Here is a 13,592-nt window from a genome sequence, read left to right as displayed (position 1 = left end):
TCAAGAACTTGGATATCCGGATTGCCAAACAAACATTTCACTGGATGGAGCTTACTTAGAGATGCATTAAAGCATTTAATAGCAGAAGAGGTAAGACGAGGTTTTGAAAGGTCCATGGACAAGTCTTAATTAGGCTATTGGTCATTTATTTGATTTCACCTTGTGGCCATATTTTATCAGGAAAATCCCTTATGAACTAATAGGTGTATTAGTTCATTAAGGAACTCGATGAGAAAAAAAGATGTCTATTTTCTGTTTTTTCTCGAACTTCATTCTTCATGCATTAATACAGATATAAAGGTTTGAAGGAGACAGTTATGTAGGAGCAGGAAGTGAATTACATCTATCATTTTAAAAAATTGAACATCTGACATTTGGAGACTATTTTTTCCTTCTCATCCATTGTGTTGCAACCCATTTTTCTCCAGTAATAACTGGAGCTCCACCATGTAAAGTCAGGTCGTTAAGGTTTTGATCGTTATAGAAATATTCAAAATACACAGCCATTCCTTTTTGAGGTGATACTGAAAAATTCAGTTTAGGAAAAAAAGTTTCTCCCCCATGCTCTACATCATTTAAGTACATGACGATTGTGCTGATTCTATTGTTTTTTGTTGCTTTACTTGCAGATGTAAAAAAATCAAAATGAGCTTTATACTCTTGACCTGGAATATATTTAAGAATTTGAATACCATCCCCATGTTCAATGGGTATATTCATGATAGACGATATTCTTTTTTCAATTTTGGAAATGATGTCATTTTCATTTTCTTGAAAAAACATACTACTACTAGTTCTTATCTCATTTACTTCGGGTGTAACTCCAATTTTAGAACGATGCATTTTGTCTTTTGACAGTCTAATAAGTTCATCACATTCTTCGTCACTCAATACATTTCCTAAAACCACCAGAAGAGGTTCTTCTAATTTAGCAATTATATTAATTTCTCTATCTTCCATTTTGATTTTATTTCCAATATGATTAAAAATAGTTTGTTCTTTACTTATTGAATTTTTATTGTCCACTGTCAACTTTCATCGTCTCCTCAAGAGAATGAATTTTCTGATTTTTAATTTCATTTCTGTAAGCGGTTTTCTATGATAATTATATCATGGGATAACCATGTCTTGCTTCGTCAATGGACATTTTGTGTGTGATGATCCCCCTTTGAGCGAACTCACCATACGTTGTTTTTTATTTTAGAGAAAGATATTGACTTCCTATTAGCTGGTTTAGTTGATTAAGGAAGGCAAAAATGATCAATGTTTTTTTATAAGGCTGTTTTCACATACTTTGTTGCTATTTACCAGGTAGTGAGTTGTGGTTGATTTCCCCTCCAGATGCTCGCTTTCCGCGGGGCGGGCGGTGAGCCTCCTCGGCGTAAACGCCTGTGGGGTCTCACCTGTCCCGCTGCTCCCGCAGGAGTCTCGCACTTCCGCTCCAATCAACCTTATATAGTTTCGTTTTAAAAACAACAATCTTTACGAAAAGAGCCTTTTATAAAAAGAATAATCCAATTTAAATAATAGTAAGGGCATATTAGTTATTGACACAAGAAGGTCGTCAATGAAGGCGATCTTCTTGTGTCAATTTTTTAGAATAAGGGATTCCTGATTGGAATATTATGTTAAAGTTAAAGCGGGCAGAGCAGTTTTTAGGGTATTGACGGTGAGCGTAATGGGGGGGGAATGATTATCTTCGTGAAAAGTCTTATATTTCATTAAAACTAAAACAGTTTAAATAATAATTCTTAAGGGGTGTTTATTTATAGTTATAAATAGAAATAAACATGAGAGTTTAAATGGAAGCGCTCTGTTCATTGTAGAGGTAGAGATTTACGAACTCACTGGTCTGGCAGCCGAGGTGTCCTCATGACAGTAATGAAAAAGCAGCCAATTTCACATTTGATGAAGAAGCGCAGATTTTGGGGTTATGGTGCCGCTATAGCGTTAATGCCTTATCTGTTAATCAAAATCGCCTGGACGTTCGGTCTCTTCATGCCGACCGAACAAATGGGCGACCCAAGTTGGCGCACTGCAAACGCAGTAACAATGGTTCTAGCTGCAGTTGGTATCCTGTTAGCATTGGCGTTTAGCATGACATGGGGTGAGCGACTGCCCGCCTGGTTGGTTGCCTTGCCCGTCTGGGTAGGTACTGGTTTACTTATTCCTATGCTGTTGTTAGCACCTGTGCTTGGTCCTGCTGCTATGATACGCGATCAGCAGGCAGGAGCTATCAACGTTTGGGTATATGAGCAGATTTTCGTAATGGTCTCACTGGTTGGAGTCGGCATCTGCCTACCTTTCGCCTTAGCTGGATACGCTAAAGCGCGTTGGCCAGAGGCATTTGCTGATCCAATCGACATTGAATTACTCCCGGGCAACAGCCAGAAACTGCATATCACCTTGGCTAGGCTTGTCGCGGCTGGCTGTATCCTGCTTGGATTTATTAAGCTATTCTGGGCGGTTGGTGGAACTATTGGCATCAACCCAGCTATGTTGGATAACCGCGATATATGGTGGCGCCTATTGTCGTTGAGTACCGGTGTGTGGGCCTTCGCGGGGGCATGGGGTTTGTTGGTACTGACCACCCGCCGCGGGTCGAAGAGGTTCCTCCCTCCTATGGCAGCAGCATGGATCTCGTCGGGAATGCTGTTCTCTTATAACCTCTTTAACCGCTTGTCCGCCATTCGCCCCGATGCACAACCTGCTCTAGAGTACCCGCTTGCATATGTACTAACCACCGAGTTAAGTAGCGTCTTGGGAGTGATGATGGGAATAATTATCCTGATGGTACTGCACGACCGCCGGAGAGCAATGCGCAGTTCTAGAAGGAATTAATGTCCTAAGATTGAATTATGTTTTAAATAGAAAAAAACATAAAATAAAAAAATTGCCCAATTCCATGTCGGATTTATTTAATGAGGAGGTTCCGCTTGATTTTATACAGAGAGTCTTTAAAACAATGAATGAAACGCCACATAATACTTATCAAATACTAACTAAACGCTCTAAACGACTTAGTGAATTGGCTGAATCCTTACATTGGACACCAAATATTTGGATAGGAACGAGTTTGGAGAATGAAGATGTATCTTATCGAATTAAAGATTTAAGAAAAAGTACTTGCTCATATTCGATTTCTCTCACTTGAACCACTTCTTGGGCCTCTGAATTTCCTTGATCTCAAAGATATACACTGGATAGAATTTGGCCCAGGGTAGAGATCTACCACGTTTTCTATTTAAGAATGGGATTTATGTCCCATCCTCTTATGCAGTCGCCTTGGCAACAGTAAACTACTAAGAAACTTAAGCATTTATGTAGTCGCTAATGAGACAGTAAAAGGTTCGAATGATTAGCAGTGTGTGCCATGATAAATGGCGTACTCTTTATTTAGCTACTTTGCATAAGGAAATTGAAATGTGTATAATTGAATAAGTTATGTATTATCCAGCTCACTAGGGGGATGTAAGAATGTTGCAATCCGTATGGTTTAATTTACCAGTTGAAAATTTAGAAAAGAGTGAAGCGTTTTTCGAGGGAATCGGATTCAATATTAATAAAAACCCAGATATGTTAGATAAAATGGTTGGTATTAAAGTGGCGGAAGGTTCGATAATCATTCTAATTGAAAAGTCTCATTATGAGCAGGTTTCTCATGCTTCAGTAAAAACTAATGCAAATGAAGTGTTAGTGTCGATAGGTGTGAAGGAAAATAATGAGGTCGATGAGATATTGGATAAAGTTGAAGCGGCAGGTGGCAAAGTACTCCAACGTTCAACAGAACATGAAGGATATTATGGTGGATTATTTGAAGATTTAGATGGTCACAAATTTAATCTGCTTGTGTGTTAACAATAAATTAAAGACTCATTTGCTGCCCCTAACTTATTAAAAGCTAGGAGAACGAATGAGTCTCTTTTTTTAACTTAAATTAATCAATACTTGATTGTTTACGTAGTTCATATACTTTATCTGGTGTTACGTCTTGGCCAAGTGGGTCTACAACTTTCATAATTGAGAATGTTGTAGACCCACTTGGCCTCTAATAATACCAAGATATTCTTGTCTTAAAAAGTTTAGTCGTCAAGGCTTTCAATTAAAGAATCCATGATTAGGGAATTCATGTCATCCCTGTAACTTTGACTGATAATTTGCGTTGGTTTTAAGCGTTATTTTGCACAGGGTATAGCGTCCACCTTCATAGAAAATAAAAGGCGGCGAGAAATAGTTCTTAGCTGCCTTTTATCTATTTAAAAATTCCGTTCAAATTATCATTATCCTTTAGAAAACAATAAAATATCTTTTTTAAATAGTTTATGTTTATATACTCTGTGAAAAAACGGGCAGTACATATTTCTCTTTATAAACTTCTGGTTACCGAGTTTGTCCGTTTCCGTAAATTATGTATTTCGTAGTTGTTAATCCTTTCAACCCCATTGGGCCCCTAGCATGTATTTTTTGAGTACTAATACCAATCTCAGCTTCAAACCCGAACTCTTCTCCGTCAGTAAAACGAGTCGATGTATTAACATACACAGCTGAGGAATTCACAAATTTTTAGAAAGTATTGAGCATGATTATAGTCGTTTGTGATAATCGCTTCTGAATGGCTTGAGCTATAGTTATTAATATGTGAAATAGCTTCATCAATATCTTCTACTACTTTAATAGCTAAGATGTAATCTAAGTATTCTTGTTTCCAGTCCTCTTTCGTTGCCAATCTTATATTTGGACAGATTTCAGCAACACTTTTATCCCCACGTATCTCAACATTTTCTTCAATTAATGCTTGAGATATGATTGGTAAGAATTTCTCAGCTATATTTTTATTTATAAGTACTTATTCAACTGCATTGCATGCAGAAGGACGAGATGTTTTGCATTAATAATAATTGATTTCGCCATTTCAATATTACAAGATTCATCTGCATGAATGTGACAGTTACCAGTACCAGTTTCGATTACTGGTACCGTTGCATTCTTAACGACGTTCTGAATTAACCCTGAACCTCCACGAGGAATAAGCACATCTACATGTTCATTAAGTTGCATTTGCATCAGAAATAGCTTTTGATAATATATTTACAATAGCTATATTAGAGTATATTGCTTCACTGCCACCTCGTAATATAGTTGCATTACCAGATTTTAAACATAATCCGGCTGCATCACAAGTTCCATTTGGACGAGCTTCATGAATGATTCCTATAACTCCTAATGGCACACTTAGCTGTCCAATTTGTAAACCATTTGGATGTACAGACATATTCTTTAATTCACAAATGGGATCTGGTAAAGTAGCGACTTGTCGTAAACCGTTTGCCATTTCTTCAATACGATTTGCATTTAACAATAGACGATCTAACATTATTTTTGCTGTTCCACTTTTAAATCTATTTGATTTACCTTTAAGATATCTTGCTTATATTTAAGTAAATAATCAGCCATTTTAAATAGAGCATCTTGTTTGCATTTGCTACTTATATTTGCTAGGACGTGGGATGTCTGTTTTGCTTGTCTTCCTTTTATCTGTAATTCAGTCAATGTGATGTAATCCACTTTAATCAAAAATTTTTCCTGTTATTTTTTGCACTTTACAAAGATACTACCTAATTGTACAATAAAAAGGACCGAATGGTCTTATAAATTTCGTAAACCTTTTTCAAAAGGAGGCAAATAGATTCATGGTTAATCGCAAGGGAGAACAGACTAAAGCCCTGATCTTAGAAAAAGCATCAAAAATTTTTAATAGCCAAGGATATAGGGCATCTTCTATATCCGACATCATGCACGAGACTGGTCTTCAAAAAGGAGGGATTTATAACCATTTTGAAAATAAAGAGGAAATAATGTTGAGCGCTTTCTCCTTTTCCATTGACACTATGAGTCATTTTTTCTCTGAAGCAATGGCAGGCAAACAAGGATACATGGAACGTCTTCTTTCCATTATTTCCGTATTTGAGGGGATTGCTGAAAGAGAATTGTTCCCGGGAGGTTGCCCGATTATGAATGCTGCCATTGAAGCAGATGACGCAGACCCATTGCTTCAAGAAAAAGTCCGTGAAGCAATGGATGGCTTGCTCGGAATGGTTCGTAATCTTGTTCAGGAAGGCATAAAGAAGGGTGAGGTTAAACAAGGAGTGGATCCCGAGTTTGTGGCGACCGTGTTTATCTCCACGCTGGAGGGGGCGCTAGCACTTAGCAAACTTTACAAGAACCAAGAGTACATGAAAAAAGCTGTGTATCATCTTAGATCGTTTCTTGCTCAGAACTGTGCCTAGCAGTCTAAAAAGAAGCCGGAGATGGCTTTTTTTTACTCTAAAAAAGACCGATCGGTCTCACTGATTATCTATAATACTTAGAAGGCGATAATACGAAATCTGACAAGGATGCTGTCATAGTGGATGTCGTCTGATCATCGATGGGCAAGAAGAAAGAAACTTTAAGTCTTGACCGTTCCGATAAGCTTTCCGTACAAGTTCTGTGAGCCTTGGTAGAAAGCTTCACGACGGCGTACTTTGCGATGCTACTGATACAGCGATGAGAATAGCCTATGCATCTACCCTCAGCAAAGGGGAGACATTCACAACGCTAGAACTAAAAATCAATTTTACGAAGTCTGTATGAAATGCACAACTTCGAATGATTGGGCAGGCCATCAAACAGTTCGGCTGGCGTTAAATTGAATGACTAAGGAGTTGAGTGCCATGAAAAAGGGGACAATAAATGATCATCATACCGTAAAACAATATTACAAGAAAAAGGAAATTATGCAGGGGACCGAAGGCAGGCGCATAGATACACAATGGTTGCGGGATTTATGTCTACATGCAGGAGCCGACGATGTTGGATTCGTCACTATTGACCGAAGCGAACTTGAGGACCAACAAAAAGAAATTTTGAATCTGTTTCCTGAAGCCAGGACGCTTATTAGTTTCGTCTGTAAAATGAACCGCGAGCCCTTGCGTTCGACAGCTCGATCCATTGCAAATACGGAATTTCATCATGTTGTCGATAACGTAACGCATATCGGACATGAAATCGTGAAAGAGCTTGAAGAGCAAGGCATCAAAGCATTGAATCCGCCAGCAGGATTCCCGATGGAGCAGGAAAGTACCGGAAAAGCATGGGTCATCTCACATAAACCAATTGCGGTTGCGGCTGGACTCGGACAAATAGGCATCCATAGAAATGTCATTCATCCCAAGTTCGGCAACTTTATTTTGTTAGGTACGATCCTTACAAATGCAGATATGACTTCGGAAAGTCAGCCCATTGATTATAATCCGTGTTTGGAGTGCAAATTGTGCGTAGCTGCCTGCCCGGTAGGAGCCATTGGCGCTGATGGTCATTTTAATTTCTCCGCCTGTTATACGCACAACTATCGAGAATTTTCCGGCGGCTTCAGCGATTGGGTGAAGAAGATTACCGACAGCAAAAATTCTAAATCATACAGGGATAAAGTAAATGATGCAGAAACAGCATCTATGTGGCAGAGCCTTTCTTTTGGAGCTAGCTATAAAGCGGCCTACTGTATGTCCGTTTGTCCTGCTGGAGAAGATGTAATTGGTGAGTTTCTTGACGATCGCAAGAAATTTTTGAAGGACGTTGTCAAACCACTACAGGATAAAAGCGAAATGGTGTATGTAGTGCCGAATTCCGACGCTGAGGATCATGTCAAAAAGCGTTTTCCCCATAAACAAGTTCGACCGGTGAGCAACGGCTTACGATCGAAATCAATCCGTGCGTTTTTGCAGGTGCTTCCTCATATGTTTCAAAGAAATCAAGCAAAAGATTTAGCTGCTACCTATCATTTTACATTTACTGGAGAAGAAAATGCTCAAGCAACGGTTATCATAAAGAACAAGACCCTTACTGTGGAAAAGGGACATCTCGGGGATGCAGATTTCCAACTTATTGCAGACAGTCAAACATGGATTCGGCTGATGGCCAAAGAAACAGGGATATTATCAGCCGTCATGTCAGGTAAAATTCGCACAAAAGGGCAGTTAAAGCTATTTAAAGCTTTCAGCAAGTGCTTTCCGTCATAAAAGATAAGAAGATTTTAATGAAAAGTGGGAAATAACATAATCATTTTGTTAGGTTCGATACATTATGGTTCAGGTGCAAAAACCTATTCCTAGAAACATAGAGGAACAGTTTCCTTTAAATTGCTAACTTATGAAGTTAATCCAAACAGTGGATGGATGAATTTTTTTAGGTTTTGGACAGACACCGCCCTTTGGTGAGTTTGTTTCGTGGAATAAAAGAAATTAAGACTTGCGCCGAAGTTATTAATGAAATAATGAGTACCCTTGAAAAATAATAGTTTAAGATCCTTTTTCAATAAAAGGGCGCGATTGCTAAATAATAAGCAGTTGCTTTTTTACTAAACAGATCAGAATAATTCTATAAATGATTGAATGTAAATTATTAAGAAACCCAGCTATTCTTCTCATGTGAAGGTAGCTGGGTTTTTAAAGTTGGCTGTGCAAAATAATACTTAAAATAGGTGTAAATTATCGGTCAAAGTGACAAAAAAGCATATCCACCTTGGGCATGCTTTTCTTTACCAATTATCAGTTTTATCTAATAATTGTCAAATGTATCGAGATGGAATGGAGTTGCCTATTCGGTAATTTCTTCAGTATCTAAAAGCAATTGGTCAAAATCTATTATTGCCAAAACAATTCGCCTTCCTTTTAGTCACTTATACATTCATGTTTTGCATAAATACCAATTTCAATTATACATCCTAAACTGCGATCATAACATTGCTTGAACCAATTTTTTTACTATAATTGGCTAGTTTAGCATACACTTTTTTCGATAAATCCCTATCCTTGAGGAATAATGCTGATCTTACATGGATAATGGTTAATGATATGGCTATGAAATCCTAAGAATTCTAGAGCAATCCTGAGATTGTGTTTAGTTTATTAAGGGAGTTTTAGTTTAATAAGAGTTCCATTTAAAAAGGAACCGCGATTGGCGATTCCTAAGAGTATTATTTATTTGTTGCGTTTATGGTACTAAGTGAATTGTTAAGTGCTGTTTTACACTTGTTTACATCAGGATTCGATGAACGAACTGCTGCTAATACAACATCAATTGTTCCATCAATTTTCGTCCATGTAGCGCCATCGATTTTTCGAAACTTAGGTTCCTGTGTGTCCCATTGATGTTCTAATTCATCTGCCCCTTTTTTCGCTGAAGCAAAGTCATTTTTGTTTACAGAGTTTAGTATAGCATTTTCGATTTTTGCAAAATCGTTTAACTGTCCAGATAATGTAGTTTGTGAGGCACCAGAATTTGATGTTGATTTATTTGCACCTTTTAAGACACTAAGTGAATTAGTAAGTGCTGTTTTGCTTTGATTAACATCAGGTTTTGAAGAACGAACCGATGCTAGTACAGAATCAATTGTTCCATCAATTTTTGTCCATGTAGTGCTATCAATTTTTCGAAGCTTAGGTTCTTGTGTATCCCACTGATGTTCCAAATTATCAGCGCCTTTTTTTGCTGAAGCAAAGTCGTTTTTATTTACAGCGTTTAGCATATCATTTTCAATTTTAACAAAATCATTTAATTGACCTGCTAATGTAGCTTGCTCTGCAGCACCTTGTGATGCAATATTATTACTGCGCCAGTTATAACCACCTATACCAACAACTAAGAAAATTACGAGTACAACAATCGTTTGTGTTAGCACATGTTTCTTATTTGCATTACTTTGGTTTGTTTCCGCTATATCACTTTTAGCATTTGTATCAATTTTTGAAACGGCAAGGAAAACGATGATCGCTAAAATAGCGATAAGAAAAATCACACTCGTAACGGTTGTCCCGAGTCCTAATCCGCCATTTACTTTTGGTTGGGATAGGTAATCTCCAAGTGACGCTCCAAGCGGACGTGTTAAAATATACGCAATCCAGAAAGCTAATACTCCGTCAAGTTTCAATAATTTATAAGCTAAGAACACAAGAGCAATAATAATAACAACGCCTATTCCTGTGTTAAGATAACCGAAACCAAGTTGTTCGGAATATAAATCGCCGACCGCTGTTCCAAGTGCAAAGGTGAAAAGGATCGTAAGCCAGTAGAAAACTTCTCTTTTTCTAGTGAAAATCGAGTGGATCGATAGTGTTTTTTCACTAAGATACCAAAATAGAAAAGTCAGTCCTAGTAGCACCGAGAATACAGCTGTGCTAACCTCAAGTGGTATGCCTATATTATCTGTCAAATTATCCGTTACCAGTGTTCCGAATACGCTTATAAGAACAACTGTTACCCAGTAAATGGCTGGAACATATTTGTTTGCTTTAAACTGAAAAAACAATGCAATAAAAAACGCAACTCCCATAATAATGGTAGTAAGAGTTAAACCAAGTCCAATGTTGAAATTGATGAAATCAGCAAATGTTTCACCAACAGTTGTACACAAAACTTTGATGATCCAAAAGAACATCGTCACTTGTGGCACTTTGTTAAGTGAAATTTTCATTTTATTTTGGTTTTCTTGCATATATAATTTCCTTTCTTTAAAGTGGTTTCCCACAACTTAATTTTATTTCTCTCTCTAAATAAGGATACCCATCCAAATCCAAGTTAATCATTAAGGAAGTCTGCGCTGTTTCTCCCACAGTGGTTGCCATAATCTTGACGGCTCCAAAAAATATGGTGACTTGTGATTCTTTGCATAGCATTTACCGACCTGAATGTTGGACCATTTCAGTTTGTTCAGAAAATGCTAACTCATCTCCTTCTTGGAAGTTGTCATTGTTACAAAGCAATTTCCATCTCTGACAAAAATAGAAAATACAACATTTCCAAATAATAAGAAAAAGTTTGTTTATCAATTAACCATAGGATTTCAACTCTTAGTAGATTTTCCATTAGAAAAAATCCTTATCTATCTTGACTTAAGTCTTTATGGTTGTACTTAGCCAGGAAAGGGATATGTTTCGTTAATCTGTCATACATGTAGAACACCACTTGTACCAAAGGCTCCAGTTTTTTGGAAGACTGCATAACGAATATGCTTACCCCATATGAAATAAGGGCGCCACCAATCACGTCTGCAGGATAATGGACTCCGACGAATATACGCGAAATGCCAACAATAATAGCCCATACTAATATGGGATACTTCCACGAGTCGTTTCGTAGCACCATCGTATATGCAATGGAGAATACTAATACCGAGTGATCACTTACAAACGAAGAGTCAGCAGGATGCGGTATTAACTGATGAACATGGTGTGCCACGAATGGCCTTGGATGATAGTAGACAAGGTGAAGGATTGCGTTTATGAACAATCCAAGTAAGCAAGAAAAAACAGCGTATATAGCTGTGTACTGTTTTTCCGCTCGTTTTTCTTTGTTTGCAATAAACCATAGGAACAACATAAGTGCGATTACCACATATGGAACGCTATTAGTGATAAATATCATTCCTCTATCTAGATAAGAGTAATGGCCGGACCAACCGTTAATCCATTGAAATATTTCATAGTTCATATTGTTCATCTCCTTGCTTATATGGTTTTGGTTTCTCATTTAAAATCAAGTTGACCAGAAACATTCATTCTGAGTGTATCGAAGGAACCTGAACATCCTATGAAAATTACGTTAAAAATAAATTAAAAAAGAAAAATAAAGGCGAGTTTAGTGCTATAGTCGTTAAAAATGAAGGCAAAAACAAATAGTAAGCTATTGCATGTGCAAAGCGTCTTTTGATGTATTTTGGAAGCCTATCGTGAACTTAATTGAGGCTGAAGAAATGGAATTTTTAGTTGTTAACGCACAACATATGAAAGCAGACCCTGGTCGAAAAACTGATGGCAAGGATGCTGAGTGGATCACTCAACTTCTTCGTCATGGGTTGTTGAAGGCAAGCTTTATCCCTGATCGAGATCAGCGAGAATTGCGTGAGCTTGTTCGTTATCGCAGAAGTATTATTGAAGAACGAGCTAGACAGCATAATTTAATTCAAAAGGTTCTTGATGGTGCAAATATCAAATTCGGCTCTGTCGTATCGGATATTATGGGCGTTTCATCAAAGGACATGCTTCATGCGATCGCAAATGGTGAGGATGATCCTAAGAAACTAGCAAACTTTGCGAGATGTTCGATGAAGAAGAAAAAGGAGGATTTAATCCTTGCCCTGAATGGGTACGTGAATCCTAATCAGGCATGATGCTCAAAACGATTCTAACTCATATTGACTTTCTGACTGAACAGATTGAAAAACTCGATCAGGAGGTTGCCCAAAGAGTTAGTGTACCAAGAAAGCATAGAACGATTGGATTCAATACCCGGTATTGCCATTCGAATGGCAGAACAAATTCTAGCTGAAATCGGAACAGACGTTGAAAAACAGTTCGAAGTGCAGCCAGATTATGTTCATGGGCCGCCCTCGTGCCAGGACACAATGAAAGTGCAGGAAAAAGGAAGTCCATCAGAGCCAAAAAGGGAAATAAATATTTAAAGTCTCCTTTAACCGAAGCTGCTCATTCAATTGGAGCCTCTAAAAGCTATCCTGGCCCTCTATAAAGACGGACAGCTGCAAGAAAAGGAAGAAAACGAGCTGGAATTGTCGTTGCTCACGCCATGTTAAGAATTTCATTCAGTTACTAAACTCTCACTTTGCAGTCTTACATCTCGAAAGTGGAACAAGAGGTTAAGGATGTATTAAAACAGATACCTTTTGCCAAGAAGCTGCTTGCCATTAAGGGAATTAGTGAAATGTCTTTAGCCGGAATATTAGATGAAGCAGGAGATCTAAGTGGTTTTTCAAACGGTAATTCTTTACTTTGGCACACTGGGTTGCATCTGGCTGAAGCAAGCTCTGGTAAGTGGAAAGGCTAAATTGTCTTCTCTAAGCGTGGGCGATCCAGGCTAAGACGTTTCCTTTACTTAGCCACCATGAGCCTTTTGATGAATAACACGGAATTTCGAGCTATTCACTCCAAATAATGTTAAGGTGAAGAAAATGAAATCGATTATGAAATTGGTAGGTAAGCTAGCTAGGATATTTGTTGGAATAGCAGGCAGAAACGAGGCTTATTGTGCAGAAAAAGTTCAACCTATTACTGAACCGGTTGCGTAATTTTAAAGGGGATTTTTTAATTGGGTTCTCGAGGGAACATTCAAAAGCTAATTTTTTCATAGACTTTTTCTTTTTACGAATGTTGGCTTATTCGTAGGATTTCAAATATGTGCGGAGTACCAGATTTCTTCAACAAAAGAGCACTGACCCATCAGGTTAGCATAACTGGCCTCCACCCCTTGGATAGGCATGAAGAAGGAATGATAGGGCAGTTGACCTGTTGAGACATGGGAGGGAAAGCCTCCAGGGGCGGCGTGGAGAATGTACATAATATGGCAAAATGTGGAGTCTTGTACAACTCCTTTATTTCACTATGATTTCACGAAATCTTCATGTCCTGAAATCACTCCATTTAACTTTGACCTTACAATCAAGGGTAATGAAATCCTGCGAATAAGTGAGCATTCGAGAGATATTTGCATCAAACTTAGGGAGTTGAAGAGTGCTGTTTGATCTTTATTCAACAATTGGGCCA

Annotated in this window: 10 protein-coding genes and 4 pseudogenes; 9 read left to right on the top strand and 5 right to left on the bottom strand. The window is 37.9% G+C overall.

What is annotated here, in order from left to right:
• Positions 1-381: 381 nt before the first annotated feature.
• Entirely contained in the window at positions 382-960 is a 579-nt protein-coding gene (locus ACFX4X_RS13355; RefSeq protein ID WP_375166292.1) for a 2OG-Fe(II) oxygenase, read from the bottom strand.
• Between the two features lie 912 nt (positions 961-1,872).
• Between ACFX4X_RS13355 and ACFX4X_RS13350 the strand changes: the two genes are divergently transcribed.
• The 4 genes from ACFX4X_RS13350 to ACFX4X_RS13335 all read left to right on the top strand — a co-directional run bounded on the left by ACFX4X_RS13350 (position 1,873) and on the right by ACFX4X_RS13335 (position 3,858).
• Positions 1,873-2,841 carry a hypothetical protein gene (locus ACFX4X_RS13350; protein ID WP_377384070.1) on the top strand — a complete coding sequence of 323 codons (969 nt, stop codon included), beginning with the start codon at positions 1,873-1,875 and terminating at the stop codon, positions 2,839-2,841.
• Between the two features lie 64 nt (positions 2,842-2,905).
• On the top strand, positions 2,906-3,154 hold the full coding sequence (locus ACFX4X_RS13345; protein ID WP_377384117.1) for a DUF5131 family protein: 249 nt from the start codon (positions 2,906-2,908) through the stop codon (positions 3,152-3,154).
• Entirely contained in the window at positions 3,135-3,224 is a 90-nt protein-coding gene (locus tag ACFX4X_RS13340) for a hypothetical protein (RefSeq protein WP_377384115.1), read from the top strand. Before ACFX4X_RS13345 ends, ACFX4X_RS13340 begins: the two co-directional genes overlap by 20 nt.
• A gap of 253 nt (positions 3,225-3,477) precedes the next feature.
• A complete protein-coding gene (locus tag ACFX4X_RS13335; RefSeq protein ID WP_125162717.1) occupies positions 3,478-3,858 on the top strand; it encodes a VOC family protein in 381 nt (126 codons plus the stop codon).
• A gap of 79 nt (positions 3,859-3,937) precedes the next feature.
• Here the strand turns inward: ACFX4X_RS13335 and ACFX4X_RS13330 are convergent.
• Together ACFX4X_RS13330 and ACFX4X_RS13325 are read right to left on the bottom strand one after the other, a co-directional pair.
• A pseudogene (locus ACFX4X_RS13330) lies at positions 3,938-4,077 on the bottom strand (DUF896 domain-containing protein); the annotation flags it as partial.
• A 303-nt stretch (positions 4,078-4,380) separates the two neighbouring features.
• Positions 4,381-5,550 (bottom strand): annotated as a pseudogene (locus tag ACFX4X_RS13325) (glutamate-5-semialdehyde dehydrogenase).
• A 140-nt stretch (positions 5,551-5,690) separates the two neighbouring features.
• Between ACFX4X_RS13325 and ACFX4X_RS13320 the strand changes: the two are divergent.
• Positions 5,691-6,287 (top strand): TetR/AcrR family transcriptional regulator, encoded by a 597-nt coding sequence (locus ACFX4X_RS13320; protein ID WP_317778850.1) that lies wholly within the window; start codon positions 5,691-5,693, stop codon positions 6,285-6,287.
• A 426-nt stretch (positions 6,288-6,713) separates the two neighbouring features.
• Complete coding sequence (locus ACFX4X_RS13315) at positions 6,714-8,057, top strand: SCP2 sterol-binding domain-containing protein (RefSeq protein ID WP_377384068.1); 1,344 nt, start codon at positions 6,714-6,716, stop codon at positions 8,055-8,057.
• Positions 8,058-9,769: 1,712 nt separating this feature from the next.
• On the opposite strand, the pseudogene ACFX4X_RS13310 reads toward ACFX4X_RS13315, so the two are convergent.
• Together ACFX4X_RS13310 and ACFX4X_RS13305 are read right to left on the bottom strand one after the other, a co-directional pair.
• Positions 9,770-10,531 (bottom strand): annotated as a pseudogene (locus ACFX4X_RS13310) (COG4705 family protein); the annotation flags it as partial.
• A gap of 383 nt (positions 10,532-10,914) precedes the next feature.
• Positions 10,915-11,526: an undecaprenyl-diphosphatase gene (locus ACFX4X_RS13305; protein ID WP_289337528.1), complete on the bottom strand. Its 612-nt coding sequence runs from the start codon at positions 11,524-11,526 to the stop codon at positions 10,915-10,917.
• Positions 11,527-11,764: 238 nt separating this feature from the next.
• On the opposite strand from ACFX4X_RS13305, the gene ACFX4X_RS13300 reads away from it, so the two are divergent.
• The 3 genes and pseudogenes from ACFX4X_RS13300 to ACFX4X_RS13290 all read left to right on the top strand — a co-directional run.
• A complete protein-coding gene (locus ACFX4X_RS13300) occupies positions 11,765-12,205 on the top strand; it encodes an IS110 family transposase (RefSeq protein ID WP_289337529.1) in 441 nt (146 codons plus the stop codon).
• Positions 12,206-12,426: 221 nt separating this feature from the next.
• Positions 12,427-12,561 carry a hypothetical protein gene (locus ACFX4X_RS13295; RefSeq protein WP_377384065.1) on the top strand — a complete coding sequence of 45 codons (135 nt, stop codon included), beginning with the start codon at positions 12,427-12,429 and terminating at the stop codon, positions 12,559-12,561.
• Between the two features lie 114 nt (positions 12,562-12,675).
• A pseudogene (locus tag ACFX4X_RS13290) lies at positions 12,676-13,117 on the top strand (transposase); the annotation flags it as partial.
• Between the last annotated feature and the right edge of the window lie 475 nt (positions 13,118-13,592).

The sequence above is a fragment of the Peribacillus sp. YIM B13481 genome (assembly GCF_042787985.1).
GTDB classification, from domain to species: domain Bacteria; phylum Bacillota; class Bacilli; order Bacillales; family DSM-1321; genus Peribacillus; species Peribacillus simplex_A.
Note: the sequence above shows the minus strand (reverse complement) of the source record. Positions and strands in the feature narration are given on the sequence as shown.